This is a genomic window from Chryseotalea sp. WA131a (assembly GCA_025370075.1).
Lineage (GTDB): Bacteria > Bacteroidota > Bacteroidia > Cytophagales > Cyclobacteriaceae > ELB16-189.
This window is the reverse complement of the sequence record CP073016.1, coordinates 630,355-651,200: the sequence shown is the minus strand read 5'-3', so window position 1 is coordinate 651,200 and position 20,846 is coordinate 630,355. Positions and strand designations below refer to the sequence as shown.

Annotated in this window: 20 protein-coding genes; 9 read left to right on the top strand and 11 right to left on the bottom strand. The window is 42.6% G+C overall.

What is annotated here, in order from left to right; all coding sequences use genetic code 11:
* Positions 1 to 40: 40 nt before the first annotated feature.
* A complete protein-coding gene (locus KA713_03105; GenBank protein UXE67607.1) occupies positions 41 to 466 on the top strand; it encodes a hotdog fold thioesterase in 426 nt (141 codons plus the stop codon).
* Positions 466 to 1,647 carry a chorismate-binding protein gene (locus KA713_03100; GenBank protein ID UXE67606.1) on the top strand — a complete coding sequence of 394 codons (1,182 nt, stop codon included), beginning with the start codon at positions 466 to 468 and terminating at the stop codon, positions 1,645 to 1,647. The genes KA713_03105 and KA713_03100 overlap by 1 nt, the downstream gene beginning before the upstream one ends.
* Before the next feature lie 99 nt (positions 1,648 to 1,746).
* Here the strand turns inward: KA713_03100 and KA713_03095 are convergent, their stop codons facing one another.
* Complete coding sequence (locus KA713_03095; protein UXE67605.1) at positions 1,747 to 3,909, bottom strand: glutamine synthetase III; 2,163 nt, start codon at positions 3,907 to 3,909, stop codon at positions 1,747 to 1,749.
* 273 nt (positions 3,910 to 4,182) lie between these two features.
* On the opposite strand from KA713_03095, the gene KA713_03090 reads away from it, so the two are divergent.
* Positions 4,183 to 4,728, top strand: coding sequence for a phosphatase PAP2 family protein (locus KA713_03090; protein UXE67604.1), 546 nt, complete (start codon positions 4,183 to 4,185; stop codon positions 4,726 to 4,728).
* A 272-nt stretch (positions 4,729 to 5,000) separates the two neighbouring features.
* Here KA713_03090 and KA713_03085 read toward each other — a convergent pair whose 3' ends face one another.
* The gene (locus tag KA713_03085) at positions 5,001 to 5,690 is read right to left on the bottom strand and encodes a DUF2807 domain-containing protein (GenBank protein ID UXE67603.1); all 690 of its coding nucleotides are present in this window, start codon (positions 5,688 to 5,690) and stop codon (positions 5,001 to 5,003) included.
* 154 nt (positions 5,691 to 5,844) lie between these two features.
* Between KA713_03085 and KA713_03080 the strand changes: the two genes are divergently transcribed.
* Positions 5,845 to 6,237 carry a TerB family tellurite resistance protein gene (locus KA713_03080; GenBank protein ID UXE67602.1) on the top strand — a complete coding sequence of 131 codons (393 nt, stop codon included), beginning with the start codon at positions 5,845 to 5,847 and terminating at the stop codon, positions 6,235 to 6,237.
* Between the two features lie 74 nt (positions 6,238 to 6,311).
* Here KA713_03080 and KA713_03075 read toward each other — a convergent pair whose 3' ends face one another.
* Positions 6,312 to 8,015: an amidohydrolase family protein gene (locus KA713_03075; protein ID UXE67601.1), complete on the bottom strand. Its 1,704-nt coding sequence runs from the start codon at positions 8,013 to 8,015 to the stop codon at positions 6,312 to 6,314.
* A gap of 175 nt (positions 8,016 to 8,190) precedes the next feature.
* Here KA713_03075 and KA713_03070 point away from each other — a divergent pair, with 175 nt between their 5' ends.
* From KA713_03070 to KA713_03060, 3 genes are read left to right on the top strand one after another with little or no spacing between them, the layout of a single operon-like run.
* Positions 8,191 to 8,910, top strand: a complete 720-nt coding sequence (locus KA713_03070; protein UXE67600.1) for a hypothetical protein — start codon at positions 8,191 to 8,193, stop codon at positions 8,908 to 8,910.
* Between the two features lie 25 nt (positions 8,911 to 8,935).
* On the top strand, positions 8,936 to 9,184 hold the full coding sequence (locus KA713_03065; GenBank protein UXE67599.1) for a hypothetical protein: 249 nt from the start codon (positions 8,936 to 8,938) through the stop codon (positions 9,182 to 9,184).
* Positions 9,185 to 9,186: 2 nt separating this feature from the next.
* A complete protein-coding gene (locus tag KA713_03060) occupies positions 9,187 to 9,651 on the top strand; it encodes a retroviral-like aspartic protease family protein (protein ID UXE67598.1) in 465 nt (154 codons plus the stop codon).
* 14 nt (positions 9,652 to 9,665) lie between these two features.
* Here KA713_03060 and pdeM read toward each other — a convergent pair whose 3' ends face one another.
* Complete coding sequence (pdeM, locus tag KA713_03055; GenBank protein ID UXE67597.1) at positions 9,666 to 10,307, bottom strand: ligase-associated DNA damage response endonuclease PdeM; 642 nt, start codon at positions 10,305 to 10,307, stop codon at positions 9,666 to 9,668.
* Between the two features lie 160 nt (positions 10,308 to 10,467).
* Here pdeM and KA713_03050 point away from each other — a divergent pair, with 160 nt between their 5' ends.
* On the top strand, positions 10,468 to 11,880 hold the full coding sequence (locus KA713_03050) for an inorganic phosphate transporter (protein ID UXE67596.1): 1,413 nt from the start codon (positions 10,468 to 10,470) through the stop codon (positions 11,878 to 11,880).
* A 4-nt stretch (positions 11,881 to 11,884) separates the two neighbouring features.
* Here KA713_03050 and recN read toward each other — a convergent pair whose 3' ends face one another.
* From recN to KA713_03015, 7 genes are all read right to left on the bottom strand, one after another.
* Positions 11,885 to 13,537 (bottom strand): DNA repair protein RecN, encoded by a 1,653-nt coding sequence (recN, locus tag KA713_03045; protein ID UXE67595.1) that lies wholly within the window; start codon positions 13,535 to 13,537, stop codon positions 11,885 to 11,887.
* Between the two features lie 63 nt (positions 13,538 to 13,600).
* Positions 13,601 to 14,515, bottom strand: a complete 915-nt coding sequence (locus KA713_03040; protein UXE67594.1) for a DUF4835 family protein — start codon at positions 14,513 to 14,515, stop codon at positions 13,601 to 13,603.
* An 11-nt stretch (positions 14,516 to 14,526) separates the two neighbouring features.
* Positions 14,527 to 15,729, bottom strand: a complete 1,203-nt coding sequence (gene coaBC, locus KA713_03035) for a bifunctional phosphopantothenoylcysteine decarboxylase/phosphopantothenate--cysteine ligase CoaBC (GenBank protein ID UXE69010.1) — start codon at positions 15,727 to 15,729, stop codon at positions 14,527 to 14,529.
* A 90-nt stretch (positions 15,730 to 15,819) separates the two neighbouring features.
* Positions 15,820 to 16,146, bottom strand: coding sequence for a DNA-directed RNA polymerase subunit omega (locus tag KA713_03030; GenBank protein UXE67593.1), 327 nt, complete (start codon positions 16,144 to 16,146; stop codon positions 15,820 to 15,822).
* A gap of 19 nt (positions 16,147 to 16,165) precedes the next feature.
* Positions 16,166 to 16,957, bottom strand: a complete 792-nt coding sequence (gene bamD / locus KA713_03025; GenBank protein UXE69009.1) for an outer membrane protein assembly factor BamD — start codon at positions 16,955 to 16,957, stop codon at positions 16,166 to 16,168.
* A gap of 181 nt (positions 16,958 to 17,138) precedes the next feature.
* A complete protein-coding gene (locus KA713_03020) occupies positions 17,139 to 17,510 on the bottom strand; it encodes a hypothetical protein (GenBank protein UXE67592.1) in 372 nt (123 codons plus the stop codon).
* A 4-nt stretch (positions 17,511 to 17,514) separates the two neighbouring features.
* Positions 17,515 to 18,039 (bottom strand): acyl-CoA thioesterase, encoded by a 525-nt coding sequence (locus KA713_03015; protein ID UXE67591.1) that lies wholly within the window; start codon positions 18,037 to 18,039, stop codon positions 17,515 to 17,517.
* Between the two features lie 295 nt (positions 18,040 to 18,334).
* Between KA713_03015 and thrA the strand changes: the two genes are divergently transcribed.
* Positions 18,335 to 20,782, top strand: a complete 2,448-nt coding sequence (thrA, locus tag KA713_03010; GenBank protein UXE67590.1) for a bifunctional aspartate kinase/homoserine dehydrogenase I — start codon at positions 18,335 to 18,337, stop codon at positions 20,780 to 20,782.
* Positions 20,783 to 20,846: the final 64 nt, after the last annotated feature.

The window sequence follows — 20,846 nt, the reverse complement described above, 5'->3', positions numbered from 1 at the left end:
CAATTAACTAAGCCCACGTTCACACCTTAACATCTTGATAATGTCGATCTTTAAAGGAAAGCCTACCCTTGAAACCCTCAACAAAATGTCGGAAAATACCCTGGTCAGCCATTTGGGTATTGAGTGTATTGCCATCGGTGATGATTTTATCGAAGCAAAAATGCCTGTAGATCACAGAACTCATCAGCCACTTGGGTTGTTACATGGAGGAGCTTCGGTAGCCTTGGCGGAAACACTTGGTAGCGTAGCGGCCACTTGCTGTATTGATCGAACTACCCACTATTGCGTGGGGTTGGAAATCAATGCCAACCACATTAAAAGTGTGCGTAGCGGATTTGTTTATGGCATAGCAAAGCCCGTGCATATTGGCAAAAAAACACAGGTGTGGGAGATTCGCATCACTACCGAAGAAAAGGAATTAGTTTGCATAAGCAGAATCACTTTGGCGATTATTGATAGAAGATAATGAAGGAAGTTGTAGAAAAACTAGAAATCGGTGAACGCGAAGCAATTCAAAACATCATCGCCAATGCATTGAAGATGGGCGGAGCCTTTTCGCTGTGGCGAAAACCCAATAGCACCGAAAAGGTATTGATGATTTGCAACAGTGGCTCCGTTGAGTTGGACGAAATCAGCTTAGAGGAATCGGTGCCAGGATTTGTGTTTGCTCCGTTTGACCCATCTCAAAAGAAAATATTTTTAACAGCCGATATTGTATTTCGCTTCTCCATGGGTAAATTGCAAGAAACGAATCCTGACCACCGCTGGTGGACAACATTTGACAAGCGAGAAAACGAAGTTCCCCAAAAATTAAAATATCACCTTAAACCAGGTAGAGATTCTTCACCTTCCAATTACCAAGAGCTTGTGCAATTGGGTATCAAGAAAATAGAAGAAGGGGAGCTTGAAAAAATTGTGCCCTCCCGGTTTCAAGAGGTTACGCTCGCTGAAGATTTTGATATACTTCAAACCTTTCATACGCTTTGCGAAAAACACCCACAAGCAATGGTATCCCTCGTGTCATCAACGGCAACCGGCACCTGGTTGGGCGCTACCCCAGAGCTGTTGGTGAGTATTGACAAAAATTCAAAGTTCAAAACACATGCCTTGGCCGGAACGCAACCGTATCATTCATCCATCAATGTAAAGTCGGTAGCGTGGACGCAAAAGGAAATCGAAGAGCAGGCGTTGGTTTCACGCTACATTATCAATTGCTTCAAGAAGATCCGCGTGCGAGAATATTTGGAGCATGGACCCAAAACAGTGGTTGCAGGCAATGTTATGCACTTAAAAACCGATTACGAAGTAGATATGAACGAAATCAATTTTCCACAATTGGGCTCGGTTATGTTAAAACTTCTCCATCCTACTTCGGCAGTGTGTGGTATGCCCCTAGAACCTGCGTTGAATTTTTTAAGAAAGTATGAAGGATATGATCGCGAATTTTACAGTGGCCACTTAGGGCCCATTAATTTCGATAATGAAAGCCATGTTTTCGTAAACCTTCGTTGCCTTCAACTGATGGAAAGTTCCGCCCGACTTTATGCCGGGGCGGGTGTAACCTTAGATTCCAATCCTGAAAAAGAGTTTTTGGAAACGGAAATGAAGATGCGGAATTTGATCGTTTTGATCGCACCCCAATCATAATCTCTATTGATTACTCATCGCCTTTCCATTCATCCAATAAAGATAAAAAAATAGGCTTCTTTTCAGAAGCCCATTTTTACTAAAACCAACTACAACAAACTATCGTAAGAACAAGAGCTCACGGTATTTTACCAATGGCCAATCTTCATCGTCAACTAATAATTCGAGTTTATCCACCGAATCGCGGATGGCTTCAAAGTATTTTTCTTTGATGTCATCGCAGTAAGCAATTGCTCGCTTGTGGGTGTCAGCAATCTTATTGATTCGCTTCCTTTCCTCCACCAAATCGCGCACACCGTTTTTGATGATTTCAATGTGGCCTGATATTTCTTTGATGGTTTGCACCACAGCTTTGTTATCAATACCCAATCCTTTTAAGCCATTGGCATTGGTGATCAATTTATTTTGATAGGCAATGGCCGTGGGAATAATATGATTCATCGCCAAATCGCCCATCACGCGTGCTTCTATTTGCACTTTCTTGATGTAGCTTTCCAACTTAATCTCGTTTCGAGCTTCCACTTCTTTGTGGGTCATCACACCATATCTACCAAACAACTCCAACGATTTTTTTGAAAGATACGCATCGATAGCAAGTGGCATGGTTTTGATATTACTCAACCCGCGCTTGGCTGCTTCCTTCACCCACTCATCCGAATATCCGTCTCCTTCAAAACGAATGGCTTTTGATTCTTTGATGTATTTGCGCAGTACATTCACAATCGCCATGCGCTTCTCTTCTCCTTTTTCAATTTCCTTGTTGACGGTTTCGTAAAACTTGGTTAATTGATCGGCCACTATCAAGTTGAGGGCTGTCATCGGTGTTCCGCAGTTATCGCTTGAGCCCACCGCCCGGAATTCAAATTTATTTCCGGTAAAGGCAAAAGGAGAAGTACGATTACGGTCTGTAGCATCCAATATGATTTCAGGAATCTGATCGATGCCCAACTTCATATACATATTATCACCCTTCTCAATTTTTACATTTCCTTTTTTCTCTAATTCATCCAACACGGCCGTCATTTGCGATCCGATAAACACTGACATGATGGCTGGCGGAGCTTCGTTTGCGCCCAAGCGAAAATCATTGGCAGCAGTGGCAATACTCGCCCTTAACAAATCTGCATGCTCGTGCACGGCTTTGATGGTGGTAATAAAGAACGTTAAGAAAAGTAAATTGTCTTTGGCCGAACTGGTAGGCGCATAAAGATTTACGCCAGTATCTGTAATCAACGACCAGTTGTTGTGTTTTCCACTTCCGTTTACACCTGCAAAAGGTTTTTCATGAAATAGTATTTTCAATCCATGCTTCTCGCCCACGCGGCTCATCACGTCCATCATCAATTGATTGTGGTCGTTGGCCACGTTTACCTCCTCAAACAAAGGAGCCACCTCAAACTGGCTTGGCGCTACTTCGTTGTGGCGGGTACGTACAGGTATACCTAATTTCCACGCTTCAATTTCAAACTCACGCATGAAGTCATATACGCGGCCTGGAATGGTGCCAAAATAATGATCTTCCAATTGCTGACCGCGTGCAGGTGCGTGACCAAATACGGTGCGTCCACCCATTACTAAATCTGGGCGAGCATCTGCCAACGCTTTGTCAACTGCAAAATATTCTTGCTCTGACCCTAAAGAAGCCACTACATGGGAGATGTCTTTATCGAACAATTGGCAAACCTGCGTAGCGGCCAAGTCAACTGCCTTTAGCGCCTTCAACAAAGGAGACTTCGTATCCAAGGTTTCTCCTGTGTACGAAACAAAAATGGTTGGAATGCTCAACGTCTTTCCATATAGGAACATAGGTGAAGTGGGATCCCAAGCTGTATAACCTCTTGCTTCAAATGTGCTGCGAATGCCTCCACTAGGAAAAGAAGATGCATCTGGCTCTTGTTGTACTAACTCGCTTCCTTTAAACTTTTCAATTCCTGAAAGGGCATCAAAGAATGAATCATGCTTTTCGGCAGTGCCACCCGTCATGGGTTGAAACCAATGGGTAAAATGGGTAGCTCCCTTTGCAATAGCCCACGATTTAGCCGCAGAGGCAACTGCATCGGCAGTCACTTCATCAATCTTTTCGTGATTTTTGATGGCATTGCTTACTTTTTTAAAAACCGCTGGTGCCAGGGTTGATCGCATTTGTTCCATACCAAACACATTTTCTCCAAAAAACTTAGAGATGTGAGGGGTGCTGGGCTCTACGTGAACCTTCGATCGATCATGTAGCTTTTTGAGTGCTTCAAAACGTAATTGTGACATAAGTTAGTGGTTTTTTTAATCAATGAAAGCTCAAAAATAGCCGATTTTAGCTTTACACAGTCTTTATTTGTACCAATTTTTGTAAAAATTATGTTATTTCGGTCGAAATAGCCTCCAAATACACCTTATCTAAATTTTTTTGAGAGACTGTTTTAGGCTAACAATCACCTTCTTTTGGTTTTCTTTGCGCTTTTAAATTGCATGGCAACTAATCGTTTTACCCACTGGCACTATTTCGTTTGTTTGGTTGTGATAGTGACTTTAATGCTACTCGTGAGCAACCTTCCTCAATTGGACTTTATTGCTGGGTTGCAAAAAACCAGTAACCCTATCCTTACCCGATTGCTTCAGTTTATTTCTGATTCGATTACCTTCTTCAGTTTTGGCATACCGATTATTCTCTTGATTTTGGGCGAACGCGGAACCGAAAAGAAAAAATCACGATTGTCATTTTTGTATGTGGCGCTAAGCATTGGTCTTGCCGGTCTAGTCTCCTATACATGTAAGAAGCTTACTTCTATTCCCCGTCCTTACGAAGTAGATGTGCGCATTGCCCAATGGAGTGTTGGTGGTGGATATTCATTTCCATCGGGCCACACCACGGAAGCTTTTGCCTCTGCCATTGCGTTGATTTTTCTTTTCAAAAATTGGAAGATGGCACTACCTGTTTTAACGTGGGCTTCTTTAGTGGCTTTTTCGAGAATATACCTGGGAGTGCATTACCCGTTTGATATTTTAGGCGGAATTTTGATTGGCTTAACTGTTTCGTATGGCATGCAGTTGATCTTCAAGAGCAAAACTGAGATTTTCAGCAATTAAGCTATACTTATTTATTCAGGTGTCAAACTAAAGGCCATGGTTTAACGTCTAATGGGGAAAACTTTCAGCTATGGTAAACCCCGTGCTACTCAACAACTCGATGGCCCCCTACTTGGTGTATCAGAAAAAATTTTCGGTTGCGTTAATCAATTGGGAATTGTTGCAACAAGAAGATAAAGCGAAACAAAAAAAGAAGAAGTGATTTGAAAAAGTGATTAGATGGAAAAAGGCCAAGGAAAAGCCTTAGCCTTTTGAATGATTCGATTCCCTTGTCAGTTCGATTTTTTCACAGAACCTCCACTGCTAGAGCCTGTGTTTGTACGCGAAGGATTGCCTCGGTATCGAACATCGCCACCACTGCTGGCATGGGCATCAATCTCCTTGGAGGCCACTACCTTAATAGAGCCCGCGCTGCTGGCCTGCGCATTGACTGTTTCACTTTCTAAACTGTAGGCATCGACATTGCCTGCACTGCTGGCTTCTGCATCCAGCGATTTTGTCTTTCCTTCCAACTCAATCCTGCCAGCACTAGAGGCATCGGCCGTCACACTAGTGGCATCAATCGCTATCTCTACGGAACCTGCACTGCTTGCGGTAATCTCCATGCTATTGCATTTAATGGTAGCATCGGCAAAAACGTTGGCTGCAGAACTGGCCGAAATCTTCTCTAATGAAATATAAGTAATATACACTTTCACATCTACCCGCTTCCAACTTCCTCCGTCCAAGTGCACCCGCAAGGTAGCGCCTGAAACATCTGTCAACACATCACTTAACCCAAGGCGGCTATCCGGGCCAATTTCGATGCGAGCCTCTTCCTTATCACCTTTTTTTAGATATACATCAATGGCTTGCGAAACTTTTATTCCTTTGAATGAACTGAGCTTGCGCGTTTCTTTTTGTTGAGCGAAGGCTACCACCATCATTGCTGTTAGCCAATAGGTTAATACCAATTTCTTCATATCACAATCATTTTACTCCATAGACCTTTAATTCACACAAGGGTTGCATACCAAGAAGGCCAGACATCATTTTTCTTTGCTGTTGTAAGGATTGTCCGAAATTTGTGTAAATTCGCTTCATGTTATAGTTATTTTCGCACAAATATTAATCATTATGGTAAAAGACCAACTAAATGTTCTGATAAATTTGGCAGCCAGAGATAATATGGTGGCCGAAAAAGAATCAAAAGTAATTCACTTGATTGCCAAAGCCAACGGAGTATCGGAAGAGGAAGTAAATGCCATGCTAAGGAAGCCGCAACCAATTGGTAATTTAGATGCATTGACCGAAGACCAAAAATTTGAAAATTTGTATCACCTCATCCAATTGATGAAAAGCGATGGACAGGTGTTTAAAAGTGAAATCAATTTTTGTGAACAAGTGGCAGAAAAGCTTGGCTACAAAAAAGGTGTGGTGGCCGAATTATCTTCACGCATCTACAGCGATCCTTCGATTACAGCTGACCGCAAGCTATTGATGGACAGAGCCCATAAGTTTTTGAAATAGGATTTTTCAGACTTCATAAAGCTTAACTGAATGAAAGCCCCTTTGACGGGGCTTTTTTGTTTCTTCTGTTATTCTTACTTGTTTTCAAACAATACTCTTCCGCCCACCACCGTAGCAGTCACTTTTGTTTTTAGCAAATTCTGATCAGAAACTGTCATGATATCTTGCGAAAAAATAGTGAAGTCTGCGCGTTTGCCCACCTCAATAGAGCCTTTGATCTTTTCTTCAAATGCTCCGTAGGCAGCATCTAATGTATAGGAACGAAGAGCTTGCTCGCGCGTCATTTTTTCTGCTGGCTCATAGCCACCTTCGGGTTCGCCTTTCAAGGTTTGGCGCGTAACGGACGCAAAGAAAGAGGCGATGGGATTGATGGGCTCCACGGGCACATCTGTGCCGTTCACGATTTTCGCGCCTGATTTCAACAACGCTTGCCACATATAAGCACCTTCTTTGATGCGCTTCTCCCCTAGCCGATCGATTGCCCAGGGCCGATCAGAAGATAAGTGAACAGCTTGCATAGCGGGCAGTACACCCAACTGTGCAAAGCGAGGAATATCCGTTGACGCTAAGTGCTGGGCGTGTTCAATACGATAACGAACATCCTTTGCGTTGGTCGGATTTTCGATGAACGCTTTTTCATACCGATCTAAAATTTCTTTGTTGGCACGATCGCCAATAGCGTGCGAGCAAATTTGAAATCCGTGGTTCAACCCTTCGCGTGCGATTTTTAAAACAGTATCCATCGACAAGGTGGCCATGCCATGAAAATCGGTACGATCAGAATAGGGCTCTAGCAACCATGCACCACGCGAGCCCAGTGCACCATCGCAATTTAATTTGATCGACCGTATGGTTAAGATTCCTGTGGAGTCAATAATCGGTCCTTTTCTAAAACTTTCGTAAACAAGTTTAGGATCGAAGCCGGTGACCATCACATATAACCCAATATCCAGTTTATTTTGCTGTTTAAATTTTTTGAACAAATCTATGGATGAGCGCGATGCACCTGCATCGTGAAAACTGGTAATGCCATTGGCAAGGCAGGCCTTGATGGCTAACTCTAACGCTTTGGTATCACTTTCTTCCGTATTTTCTGGTATATGTTGGGCGATCATTGTCTGCGCGCGCTCATTGAAAAGACCAGTTGGGTTGCCCAGTTCATCGCGGATGATTTCGCCTCCTTCTTCTGTATTTTGTTTCAATGCCTCTACAGATAATTGATTCACCCCTGCGATCTGCATAGCTTTGGCATTGGCAAAACCTGCATGGCCGCTGGCATGCCGTAAGAACACTGGATTATTGGGCGACACTGCACTAAGGGCTTCGTGCGTTTGAAATCCTTTCACCATTTTTTCTGGCTTCGTCTCCCACTTATCTTGGTGCCAGCCTCTTCCCAAAATCCATTGTCCGGGTTGTGCTTTGGCCACTGCTTCGCGCACCCGCTCCACCATTTCGTCATAACTTTTTACGTCCATCAAATCCAAGTTCATTTCATTATAGCCAAGGCCCATGATGTGGCCATGACCTTCGATGAAACCCGGTGTGAGTGTATTGCCTTTCAAATCAAAAATTTTTGTTTTCTCACTTTTAAATTCCTCAACCGCTTGAGCGGAGCCGGCAAACACTATTTTTCCATCCTTCACAGCCACGGCTTCCACGATTGGCTGAGCATCATCCAAAGTATAAATTTTTCCACCTTGCAGGATAAGGTCGGCTGATGGTTTTTTTTGTGTGCAACTGATAATGGTAATGAGAAAAAGTAATGGCCAGTATTTCATTTTTATAGGGATTGAAAATTGTAAATCGTTTTTACTTGAAATTATAGAATCATGGGCACCTAGAATTCAGCATTGGTCATTCAAACATTGAAGATAAGAAGAATATGTTTTTGGTTAGAAATAATTTTACAAACGGTTAGCGGTTAAATAGTAACTTGCTCTATCAATATAGAATATGAAAAAAAATTTGTTTCTGATTTGCATCGTTGGTTCAATGAGTGCTACCCATGCGCAAGAAGTAGGGCTTTCCTTTTCATACTTCATTCCACGCAACGGAGATTTCTCAACGCCTATCAGTCCGTTTTCCATCCGAGGCATTGGCGTAAACTTAAACCGCTTTATTGCTTTGGAAACGGGGGCCTCTTTGTATCGCATGTCGGGGCTAAATATTATTGGCCTTCCGTTTGAGTCCAACAATTCTTTATTGGGTCCTAACTTTACCATACTCGTCCCAGCCGAATTGGTGTTTGAATTAAAAGGTGATCGCGTAGAGTTTGATATAAAAGGCGGTGGTTTTTTCTTTTATGGCTTTGGCCAAAATTTGAATTACGGCAACATCGACCGTGCCATTCGGCAACTTGAAAAATGGGACGTGGCAAATTCTTCACTTACCTACGAGAACAACCCCGGCTTCGGTTATCATGTTGGTGCAGAACTTACCATACCTGTTACCAACCAAGTAAGCGTATCGCTCGAAACAAATTATTTGATGGGCACTGCCAAGTTTCCAATGAAAGGAAGCTACTCGGGCGGAACACTTACTAACTTAACGGAAACAAAACCGGTGGATTTTAAAGATGCAAAAGTAGATTTTACCGGATTGGAATTTTCAATCGGACTGATGTTTTATACAGGTGGTGGAGGTGGGAAGCCGAAGCCTAGGAAAAGGAGATAATGAAAAGAATTTGCATCTTTGTAATATGATAATTGAACGCACAAAAGAAGAAAATCTGGATAAGAATATTTCTTTCTATACAAAAATACAAAGCGAATTAAAAGCAGGCAAATGGGTTTTAATTCACAATCAAACTCTAGTTTCTGTACATGATTCTTTCGAAAGTGCTGCCCAAGAGGCAGTTCGGCTTTTTTATGAAGGACCTTACTTGATTCGACAAGTGGGTGCACCTAACTTGACTCTTCCAGCATCTGTAGTATATAATCTTCTCTAAAGATGCGAGAAACTAATTGTGGTTTCAATAGTAGTGATGGTATAAATGGAGCAGATTTGTTGGCCACTTGGGGGCCTACACTTCAGGTCAACATTGGTTTCGATAAGGAATGGAATGCGGAAAATACTTCAAGCGCTCCACATGCGGGAATTAATTTCGTTGATGCATTAGTAGATACAGGCGCTGGGGAATCTTGCATTGACGATTTATTAGCTTCTCAGCTTAACTTGCCCATCATTGACAAACGTTTTATTGCGGGTTCGGCAGGCCAGCATGAAGCAAAAATCTATTTGGCGCAGATTCATGTTCATTCATTATCCTATACAATATACGGAGCTTTTGCTGGCGTTCACTTAGCAGATGGTGGTCAGCTACACAAAGCCCTTATTGGAAGAACTTTCTTAAAAAATTTTACCATGCTTTATGAAGGGCACACCGGAAGGGTTGTATTGAAATTTGCACTCTAGCTATCTCCTAAACCCTATTCTTGTAGTAGCACTATTCGTCCTTCTACAATAACATAAACCTTATCGTTTTGCCTTGGTCTAATCTTTGCCAAACCCGTAAACGAACCAAAGGCCGGCAGCAAACCTTTTCGTTTACCAAAATAAAAGCATGGGAGCATCAACGATTGTCTTCCCTTGCCATGAAGCCGAACACCCGGATGAACATGGCCAGCGAGGTTATAAAAACCAGTCGGCACACGAGTCAATTCTTCGTGCGTCAATAAAAGATTGCCCACCGTTAGTTTTTGATGAAGTATAAATCGATGGCGTGTGTATTGATGCTCGCTCATGATATCGTGATTGCCCACCACTAACTCAAATGATAGCTCCTTAAAATGATTGGTAATTTGGCCTACCACTTCCCACTCTTCGTTGTAATGACTGTGGAATAAGTCGCCTAAAAAAATAATACGAAGCGGTTTGGTTTGCTGAATAAGTTCGATCAACAATTCTGTATTTCGATCGTTGGCCTTTAGCGGTACCGGTATGCCCGCCTTTCGGAAATGATTGACCTTACCAAAGTGCACATCGGCCAGCAGCAATACCCGATGGGCCGGCATATATATAGCCTTCTGCTGAAGCAGCTCTAACCTCTCATTTTCAAGCAGAATCTCCATACTTTTTTACCGCGCAAAAGGCACAAAAGACGCTATTTAAACCTATTTTACCGCGAAAAAATGGTAACAATTCCATAACATTGAGTCGACAAAGGCACATTACCTTTGGTCGCAATTAGTTCATATAATGGCTTAGTATGCCATCGTTTTACCTCGGTTTATGTTTGAATTAGAGACCTCCTACGCCATCTTACTCATCTTATGTTTAGTGGCAGTTTGTGCTTTTGAGTTTGTCAATGGCTTTCATGACACTGCCAATGCGGTGGCAACGGTTATTTATACCAATTCACTCAAGCCTTGGGTAGCAGTTATCTGGTCTGGTACTTGGAATTTCTTGGGAGTTTTTGCAGGGGGCATTGGGGTGGCCATGAGTATCGTAAATTTATTGCCCGTTGAAACGCTTGTAGACCAAAACATTGCACATAGTATCTCGATGGTATTGGCACTTTTGCTTACGGCCATATTTTGGAATTTACTAACCTGGTACTTAGGCATACCATGCTCAAGCTCTCACACCATGATTGGATCGATTTTAGGCGTTGGTCTGGCATTTACTTTTTTACCCGAGGCTACCGGAGATGCAGTAAATTGGTCGAAGGCAGGTGAAATCGGTTGGTCGTTATTGATTTCGCCTCTTTTTGGATTTTCTGTCACCATCGTATTGATGTATGTCATTCGAATTGCCACCCGAAAATCAGAAGTTGGCGATACGCTTTTTAAAGAGCCAAAGAAAAATCAACCACCACCTTGGTGGATACGCGGCATCTTGTTTATTACCTGCACACTCGTGAGCTTTTATCACGGAAGTAATGATGGACAAAAAGGGGTTGGGTTAGCGATGCTTGTGTTGATTGGGATTGTTCCTACCTATTTTGCCCTTAACGATCATTACGATACATCAAAGATTCCAGCCGCAACCACTCGCATCGAGCAGATTATTAACTCAATCGATACTACTTCTTTGTCTGCAAAACAGAAAGACAAGCTTCACCAAGTAAAATCAAAAAACACACATTTACGATCTACCTTCGGATCTTTGCCCTCTTCTACCCTAGTACCAAAAGCAGAGAAATTCGAAATTAGAAAAGATGTAATGGTGTTGGATCGAAACCTACGTTCGCTGATGAAAGAGGAAGATGTAAGGCTGAGTGAAACGGATATTTTATCACTTGACAAAAATTTAAAAGAGGTTAGAAACTTAACAGACTATTCCCCCACATGGGTTTTGTTTATGATTTCTTTGTCTTTGGGAATTGGTACGATGATCGGTTGGAAGCGTATCGTAAAAACCATCGGTGAAAAAATCGGAAAAGAGCATCTTACCTATGCACAAGGAGCGAGTGCCGAAATGATCGCTGCATTAACCATCGGCTTATCTTCAAATTTTGGCTGGCCCGTGAGCACCACGCACGTGCTTTCTTCTGGCATTGCCGGTAGCATGGTGGCTAACAAAGGTGTCAAAAATCTAAATCCCGATACCATTCGCAATATTTTGATTGCTTGGTTCTTAACTTTACCTGTGGTGATGATTATGGCGGGAACGCTGTTTTTAATCTTTCGGGCTATTTCCTAAATTCTTACAAGTCCATTAATTCTTTCGCGTTTGCAATGGCTTTGGCAGACGGATTTGCTCCTGCAATCATTTTGGCTATTTCATCGATTCTTTCTTTTTCAGACAGTTGCCTGATGTGACTGATCGTCTTTGCAGAAGTGTTGTCTTTATAAACAAAGTAATGCGCATCTCCCTTGGCGGCTATTTGTGGTAAATGACTGATGGTAATCAATTGGTGCTTTTGCGCCATTTGCTTCATCATCTTTCCTAGCTGTATGGCCACTTCACCGGAGATACCATTATCGATCTCATCCAAAATTAAAGTCGGCAACGATGTTTTTTCGGCAAGAATGTATTGAATCGAAAACATGAGCCTCGAAAACTCTCCCCCTGAAGCTACCTGCACCAATGGTCTGGGGAGAACGCCCTTGTTGGCACTAAACAATAATTCAATACTATCCATGCCAGAGGCAGAAGGTGGTGTGGAGCTGTGTTCAATCTTCACCACCGCATCGGGCATACCCAATTCTTTCAGCAATTGAGAAAGTTGCTTGGTGATGGCTGCAAAAACTTTTTGTCGGGTAAGGCTTAGCTTTGCTCCTGTTTCTGAAACTATTTTTTCAGTTCGTTCTATTTCATTTTTTGCCTTCAGCAGGTAGTCGTCTAAATTAGAAGCTTTTTCGTGCTTTTGCTGCAACGTTTCCTGTATCTCCATCAGTTGCGAAACATCTTGCACGCGATGCTTTTTCAATAACTGATAAAGGGTACTTAACCGATCGTTGATTGTTTGGGCTCGATTTGGATCGAACTCGACCAGATCGGATTCATGTTCAATCTCTTTGGCTAAATCATCTAATTCCAACCGTAGGCTTTCAAATCGCTCATACATTTTGGAATAGGTCGGTGAAAAAGAAACGATGGAATTTAGTTGCGCGCGAATGGTAATGAAGGCGTTGCGAACGGAAAATTCGGACTGATCAATCAATGAAAGAATGTTGGTCAAGTTAACCTTAATTTCCTCAGCATGCTCTTGCACCTGCTGCTCAGATTCTAGTTGTTGCTGTTCTCCTAGGCTTAGATTTGCTTTCGTCAACTCCTCCAACTGAAATTTAATGTAATCCGATTCTTGCTTGAGGGCACTGGACTCCGCTTTTATTTTTTCATAAGCCGTCCATACTGTTACGAATTCTTTCCATGCAACCTGATATTCATTTACCAGTTTACCGTTGCCCGCAAAGGAATCGATTAATCCTAACTGAAAATTCTTATTCGCAAGTTCTAGCGTTTCGTGTTGCGAATGGATGTGCATCAAACGGTCACCCATCACGCGCATAACATCCAACGTAACCGGTGTATCGTTGATGAAAGCACGACTCTTTCCACCCGGACTAATTTCTCTACGGATCAATGTTTGTTCTTCATAATCCAAATCATACTGCTCAAAAAGAGTTTTGAGCTTGTAAGTCGAAACATCAAAAGCCCCTTCCACCAAACACTTTTCATTCTCATTCCAAAGCGATTTGGCATCTGCCCGATTGCCCAGCAGCAATCCAATCGCGCCCAACATAATAGATTTGCCCGCTCCTGTTTCGCCTGTTACTACATTCAGTTTTCCAGAAGGATGAATTTCCAGTTCGCGAATGAGTGCGTAATTTTTTATAACGAGGCTAAGCAACATAGATAGGTAAAAATACTACTTGTGAAGCAACAAGGAAAATGCCGGAAGAAAAGAGCGAGGCTTTTACTTAATAATGCTTTGGTAAATATTGCTCTTGGGGTCGATTTGTGTAAGGATGTCATACGCCTCTCTACGCACATTCAGGTTGCCTTCTGAAAATATTTTGGCCAACTCTGTTGCTTTGGTATCAAAAAAGGAAATCACAAATATGGAGGTAGGGTTTAGTGTCCAAACCTTCTTCACATTTTTCAATATCTCCAATACTTTTTCTCTGCTTTGATCGGGGTTTTTATCAAAGCTATCCAACGCAATGCGATGATAGTTATAGGTATTCTTCCGTAAGTCAACCATCTGTGGGTTATTGAGATTTTCCACGAGGGCATTTCTGCTGCGCGTACTTACCAAAGGCGCCCAACCCGCCCGGTTAGATGCTTGGGCATTATTGACTACCATCAATGCTTTTTGAATGTAGGGCGTTCCACCCAATTCGCTAAACGAATCATAATCCATTGCTAAAATAACATAGGCATAAAAAGCCAAAATGGAAGTAAGATTACTAAGATACCCATTATCGTTGTACTCCAATGGCTGCGATTCCAGATAATCAAACTCCCAATCTCGATCGGCAAAGTTTAACAACACGGTTTGATAATTAGAGTTGTAAACAGGTCGCGCCACCGTTATTTGTGCGTTTGCCGAAAACTGGCCGATGGCAGGCATTTTTGTGATGTTCAAAAAAATGGCGCATTCAATCCGCTCGTAATTTTTGTAACTATCGTTGGTCCACTTACGTGAATTTAGAAAGATGGCAATGGCACGCTCCATGTCTTTGAACACCGAACGATCAGAAGTTTGAATCTGGTCGGCATTGATGGTGACCTTGCAGTTAAGCTCTTGCGCAGAAGCAAAATCGCAAAGACAGAGCAAAGCACCTACAAAAAAACTGGCAGTTAATAATTTAAAAAATCGTGTTCCCATCTTACTAAAGATCAACGATCTATGGCCTTGACTATTGCCTCCACAATATCTTTTGCCACTTCTTTTTTTGATTTCAAATCAAACTTCTGCTCCGCTCCTCCTTTACTAATGATTGAAATCTTGTTGGTATCGTGGCTAAAACCTGCGCCTTGGTCGTTGAGCGAATTTAATACAATCAAATCAAAATTTTTCGCCTCAATCTTTTTCAAAGCATTTGCTTTTTCGTTTTCTGTTTCCAGCGCAAAGCCAACCAGCAGTTGACTGTTGTGCTTTTGCTTTCCCAACTCCGCGGCTATATCGAGCGTTTTGGTAAGTTCAATCGAAAGGTGCTCGCTTGTTTTTTTTATTTTTTGGTCGGCTATTAAGGTGGGTTTATAATCTGCCACGGCAGCGGAAAGCACGGTAATATCTGCGGAAGAAAAACGGCTTGAACTAGCACGGTACATTTCTTCTGCCGACACCACTTTCGTGAGTTTTATGCCTGACACGTGGGTTGTTAAATAGGTAGGGCCCGAAATTAATTCCACTTCCGCCCCTTCTCGTGCCAGCTCTTCGGCAATGGCAAAACCCATTTTGCCACTACTATTATTGCCGATGAAACGAACGGGGTCCAGTGCTTCGTGGGTGGGCCCCGCAGTAACCAAAGCCTTTTTACCTGTTAATTTTTTTTTTTCAGAAAAGAAATCGAGCAGGTATTGTACAATCTCTTCAGGTTCGGCCATGCGGCCATCACCCACCAAGCCACTGGCCAACTCCCCATGATTGGTTTTTATGAATTGGTTTCCAAAACCGATAAGCGTTTCAATATTCTTTTTGGTGGCGGGGTGTTGGAGCATATCCAAATCCATGGCAGGGGCAAAAAATACAGGGCACCTGGCCGAAAGGTAAACAGCCAATAACATATTGTCGCAAAGGCCGTTGGCCATTTTGCCAAGTGTATTGGCACTAGCCGGTGCTACTACCATGGCATCGGCCCACAGGCCAAGCTCCACATGATTATTCCATTCGCCTTGTGAGCCAACTGTAAACTCACTAAGGACAGGATTTTTAGATAGCGTAGCGAGCGTAAGAGGCGTGATAAAATCCTTGGCGGAAGGAGTCATGATTACTCTTACTTCGGCACCTGATTTCACCAACAATCGCACCAGCAAAGCAGACTTGTAGGCGGCTATGCTTCCACTCACACTTACGATAATCTTTTTACCAGCTAACATCTGACGTAAAATGTAGTTACCAAGAGTCGATTGTGCCAATTGATCTACCGATATGGCAGCAGATCAAATTACCAATTTTATCAGGAAAAATTATTCAGCCTTTCCCTCTTCCAACCCTTGCTCGCGCATGCGGTAGGTAAGTTTGCCTTCCAAAAATTCTTCGGTAGCCGTGGTGGTTGGCTTTGGCATACGCTCGTAGAACTTAGAGATTTCAATTTGCTCGCGGTTCTCAAAAACCTCTTCGAGGTTATCCACGGTAGTGGCGAAATCAGCCAACTTGCCATTCAACTCTTCTTTCAAATTCACTGCAATTTGGCGAGCACGTTTTGAAATAATTACCACCGAATCGTATAGGTTTCCGGTTGGGCTCAATATTTTGTCGATATCGCGTGTAATGATGGAGGGTTGATTTGCCATAATATGGATTGTTAAAAATTTATGATTTCGCTTTTAGTTTGTTCAATTGATTGAGACTATCCGAATAATAGGATTCCACTTCTCGGATGAAGTTGCTTTTGGGATAATTGTCCACTAGCTCCTTGTAAAATTCCAGGGTAGAAGCGTAGCGTTCGCGTTGTTTGGTAAAGATGCTTTGTTGCGCCAGTTTATACTGAGCCACTATTTTCAAGTACGTTACTTCCTCTAAGTATTTTGAATCCGGAAAACCTTTTTTGAAATTTTCAAATGCGATTACAGCTGCTTGGTAGTATTTTAGTTTTAAGTATTGCCGTGCATTCTCATATCCCTTTTTCTCTAACTTTTGCTGTGCCGAAGCAATTACTTCATTGGCCTTTTCGGCAAACTTGCCAAACGGATATTGATTCACATAGGTTTGCATCGCACCCATGGCCTCAATGCTACTTTTTTGATCGAGGTTTTCCGCTGGCGAGGCTACAAACAAACTATAGGCATACATGTAATAGGCCTCTTCGGCCAATTGGCTACGGCCATAATTTTCAAAAAAGGTCTTGAATTGATTAGATGCCAGTAAATAAGTCTTTTCATAAAACTGGCAATATGCTAAGTAAAACTCCACCTTCTCCCCTTCTGGCAAGCCCCGAACGATGGGCAAAATCTGTTCAAACAATATAGCGGTTCGGTAATAGTCCTTCTTCTCAAAATAGCCCAGCCCGGCTTGGTATTTCAGCTTCCAATCATCGCTTTTTTCGATTTTTCTAAACTTACTGCAAGAAGCCAGTGAGATCAAAATAATCAAGGTCCACACCAGATGTGATGTGCGAAAGGTAAAGAAGTTGCCTAAACTGCGGATAATCAAGGATTACGGTTAAAATTAGCCTGCAAATATAACAGTAGTGGAGCAATAGTCAATGCCTATTCGATTGCCCTTTTGAACTGTTAGATGGATTTGGGCGATGTTTTGGTTTAGGTGAGGGGAAGGAAATTTTAAACTAGCCAAACATCACCCTCAATCCCGCCCACAGCTTCTTCTTTGCATCATCATTCGTCAGCAATTCGGCAAGTGGAAATGAAATAATCACCGAAGTGCCTTGGGCGGGCAGTACTTCAAATTTTGGCAACCCATCGGCAGGGCTAAAGCACAAAACTTTTTGGGGCTTTTCAGCGAACTTAGATAAATCCAATTTAGTTTGATGCATCACCGCAACCGAATCAAGACTTTGCTTAACGGCACTTAAAATTTTTGAGAGTAATAACTTCTCCTCTTCTCGCACTTCTGCCCACGGCACAGGTACGATTACCGTTACTTTTGGATGGAGAAGATATAGCTCTTCAGGAAAGGTAGTTTCAAAAATGGAGTACATCTTTTTATGTTTTTATATCGAAGATGGACTTTAACTCGTGGGCATCCGCTGGGTTCATGCGCCCGCCTAGAATCAATCGAAGTTGCCGTCTGCGTAAGGCTCCGTCATACAAGGCTTTTTCTTCTTCAGTGGTTGTTTCTATTTCTGGCACATCTATCGGCTGACCGTTTTGATCCACAGCCACAAAGGTGAAGTAGGCACTGTTGCTGCTGAATTTCTTATTGGCTGGAATATCTTCTGCATCTACATCAATGCGCACTTCCATCGATGAATTGAACGACCGCGTAACGCGTGCTTTGAGCGTGACAACATTGCCCAATTGAATGGGTTGCCGAAATGAAATATTATCTACCGAAGCAGTCACCACAATTCGGTTGGCATGCTTTTGTGCTGAAATGGCCGACACAATATCCATCCAATGCATGAGTCGACCGCCCATTAAGTTGTTGAGGGTGTTGGTATCGTTGGGCAGCACCAATTCAGTCATGCTTACTAAAGACTCTGACGGGGTTTTCTTTTTGCGGGGCATTTGAGCTGTAGAAGTTTTAATGTAGTGAGGTGTTGAGGTTCGTTAATTCTTGATCTAGTGGCAAAGTTAACCTATTGACCGTTAGTAAGTTTTTATTCACACAAAAATCACAAAAATAAATTTGCAATCCGAAGTAAGCTGTGTTTATTTGCTCACGTTAAAAATGGCAACACTTACCACCATCACAATTATCACCACTACCATTACGGGGTAGCGCCCATACTATCTGCCATTTCCCTTCTACATGTTACTCCTTATTTTCAAGCCCTCACAAGAAGGTCCTACTAATTGATTTATGAAAATTTTAAAATTTGGTGGTTCATCAGCAGCCACCCCACAACGAATAAAATCCATTATCGAAATTGTGAAACCACGATTGGCGAATGAAAAAATCGCGTTGATCTTTTCAGCCTTTGGTGGTGTAACAGATATATTGATCAATGTCAGCAAATTAGCGCTGACGGGCGATGCAGGTTACAAAGACCAACTGGCACAACTTGAAAAACGTCACCTTGATGCGGTACGCGAACTGTTGGACATGCAAAAGCAAAGCAGCGTGCTCGCGCAAGTAAAGTTTACCTTCAATGAATTGGAAGATGTGCTGCACGGAGTTTTTTTAGTAAAAGAGAGAACCCCGCGGTCATTGGATTACATTATGAGTTTTGGCGAACGGCTCTCTGCCTACATCATCGCAGAAGCACTGAAAGATTCAGGCGTTGACGCCTTATTTTTGGATGCTCGAAAAGTAGTGCGCACCGACAATCATTTTGGGTATGCGCGCGTCAACTTTACAGAAACCAACCGGTTGATTGTCGATCATTTTAAAAGCACCCGAACCCTCCAAGTGATTACAGGTTTTATTGGCACCTCCGAAAGTGGTGAGACAACTACGCTCGGAAGAAGTGGCTCTGATTATACGGCTGCGATTTTTGCAGGCGCACTCAAAGCGGAATCGTTGGAGATCTGGACCGATGTGGATGGCATGATGACAGCCGATCCGCGCAAAGTAAAAAAAGCCTTCACCGTAAAAGAGATGACCTATGAAGAAGCCATGGAGCTTTCGCACTTTGGCGCGAAGGTAATTTTCCCCGCCACCATGCAGCCAGCCATGGTCAACAAAATTCCCATTTGGATCAAGAATACCTTCAACCCAACTTTTCAAGGAACACTCATCAGTAAAAATGCTAATGGAAAAGCGCTAATCATCAAAGGCATTTCCTCTACGAGCAATATCAGTTTACTGAATGTGCAAGGAAGTGGATTAATGGGCGTAGTAGGTGTTTCCATGCGCTTGTTCGCTACACTGGCGCGCGAAAAGATAAACGTGATTTTAATTAGCCAAGCATCGAGTGAGCATTCCATTTGCTTTGCGATTGAAAGTCAATATGCGATACAAGCCAAATCATCGATTGAAAAAGAATTTCAATACGAAATTCAAAATTTAGAGATGAACCCCGTGGTAGTAGAAAGCGACCGCGCCATTGTGGCCATTGTGGGCGAAAACATGAAACACAACCCTGGCACCAGCGGCCGCATGTTCGGTGCGCTGGGAAAAAATGGGGTAAACGTGCACGCGATTGCCCAAGGCTCTTCAGAATTAAACATCTCGGTAGTGTTGAACCAAGCCGATGTAGCCAAAGCACTTAACGCCCTGCACGAAGCATTTTTCTTGTCTGATAGAAAAATCTTGAATGTATTTTTAGTGGGTACAGGGTTGATTGGCAAAGAACTGTTGGCCATGATGAAAGAGCAATTTTCAAAACTAGCAAGCGACCATCATTTAGAAATACAAGTGGTGGCGATTGCCAATAGTAAAAAAATGTTGTTCGATGAAAAGGGTTTGAGCGGGAAGGAATCCGTACAAAAACTTTTGCAGGAAGGATTGCCTATGGATATGGAAAAATTTGTTTCAACAATGGTGGGCATCAATTTATCTAACTCAGTTTTTGTGGATTGCACCTCTAGCGAAGTCGTGGCGAACCATTACGCAAAGATATTGGAAGCCAATATCAGTATTGTTACCCCCAACAAAAAAGCGAACTCAGGCGCATTGAGCAATTATCAATTGTTGAAAAAAACCGCTTCCAAACGTGGGGTTAAATTTTTATACGAGACCAACGTGGGTGCAGGTCTGCCAGTTATTAATACACTAAATGATTTAATGATCAGTGGCGATAAAGTAATTCGCATCGAAGCCGTGCTAAGTGGTACGCTGAATTTTATTTTCAGCTCTTTTCAAGCAGGCACAGCATTCAGTGAGATTGTGCAGCAAGCCAAAGAAAAGGGCTTTACAGAACCCGACCCAAGGGATGACCTCAATGGAATGGACGTGGCACGCAAAGCGCTCATCTTATCGCGCGAAGCGGGTTATGAATTTGAATTGAGTGATATTGTGGTGCATAACTTAGTGCCCGAAGAATTGCGCGGAGAGATGACCGTAGAAAAATTCATGAACGGATTGGAAAAACAAAATGCGCATTACAATCAGTTGCGTGAGCAAGCCGAAAGCAGAGGAGAAAAGCTGCGCTACATGGCCATATTAGAAGATGGTAAAGTGAATGTAAAACTTGCCAGTGTGGGTGCAGCTCATCCCTTCTACTCGTTGAGTGGTAGCGATAATATTATTTTGCTGACTACAGAACGCTATCATGAGCGACCGATGGTCATCCGTGGCCCTGGTGCTGGCGCAACCGTAACAGCCGCGGGCGTTTTTGCAGATATTATAAGGATTGGAAACTACTGATTTGAATGATTGCACTATTTTAACAAGCAGTAAGCAAAAGCGACAGGCAACCCTTGCCGACTGC

Excerpts from the sequence above, each read along its gene's own strand:
- KA713_03105 (UXE67607.1), top strand. The coding sequence starts at position 41 with ATGTCGATCTTTAAAGGAAAGCCTACCCTTGAAACCCTCAACAAAATG.
- KA713_03100 (UXE67606.1), top strand. The coding sequence starts at position 466 with ATGAAGGAAGTTGTAGAAAAACTAGAAATCGGTGAACGCGAAGCAATT.
- KA713_03095 (UXE67605.1), bottom strand. The coding sequence starts at position 3,909 with ATGTCACAATTACGTTTTGAAGCACTCAAAAAGCTACATGATCGATCG.
- KA713_03085 (UXE67603.1), bottom strand. The coding sequence starts at position 5,690 with ATGAAGAAATTGGTATTAACCTATTGGCTAACAGCAATGATGGTGGTA.
- KA713_03080 (UXE67602.1), top strand. The coding sequence starts at position 5,845 with ATGGTAAAAGACCAACTAAATGTTCTGATAAATTTGGCAGCCAGAGAT.
- KA713_03075 (UXE67601.1), bottom strand. The coding sequence starts at position 8,015 with ATGAAATACTGGCCATTACTTTTTCTCATTACCATTATCAGTTGCACA.
- KA713_03070 (UXE67600.1), top strand. The coding sequence starts at position 8,191 with ATGAAAAAAAATTTGTTTCTGATTTGCATCGTTGGTTCAATGAGTGCT.
- KA713_03065 (UXE67599.1), top strand. The coding sequence starts at position 8,936 with ATGATAATTGAACGCACAAAAGAAGAAAATCTGGATAAGAATATTTCT.
- KA713_03060 (UXE67598.1), top strand. The coding sequence starts at position 9,187 with ATGCGAGAAACTAATTGTGGTTTCAATAGTAGTGATGGTATAAATGGA.
- pdeM (UXE67597.1), bottom strand. The coding sequence starts at position 10,307 with ATGGAGATTCTGCTTGAAAATGAGAGGTTAGAGCTGCTTCAGCAGAAG.
- KA713_03050 (UXE67596.1), top strand. The coding sequence starts at position 10,468 with ATGTTTGAATTAGAGACCTCCTACGCCATCTTACTCATCTTATGTTTA.
- recN (UXE67595.1), bottom strand. The coding sequence starts at position 13,537 with ATGTTGCTTAGCCTCGTTATAAAAAATTACGCACTCATTCGCGAACTG.
- KA713_03040 (UXE67594.1), bottom strand. The coding sequence starts at position 14,515 with ATGGGAACACGATTTTTTAAATTATTAACTGCCAGTTTTTTTGTAGGT.
- coaBC (UXE69010.1), bottom strand. The coding sequence starts at position 15,729 with ATGTTAGCTGGTAAAAAGATTATCGTAAGTGTGAGTGGAAGCATAGCC.
- KA713_03030 (UXE67593.1), bottom strand. The coding sequence starts at position 16,146 with ATGGCAAATCAACCCTCCATCATTACACGCGATATCGACAAAATATTG.
- KA713_03020 (UXE67592.1), bottom strand. The coding sequence starts at position 17,510 with ATGTACTCCATTTTTGAAACTACCTTTCCTGAAGAGCTATATCTTCTC.
- KA713_03015 (UXE67591.1), bottom strand. The coding sequence starts at position 18,039 with ATGCCCCGCAAAAAGAAAACCCCGTCAGAGTCTTTAGTAAGCATGACT.
- thrA (UXE67590.1), top strand. The coding sequence starts at position 18,335 with ATGAAAATTTTAAAATTTGGTGGTTCATCAGCAGCCACCCCACAACGA.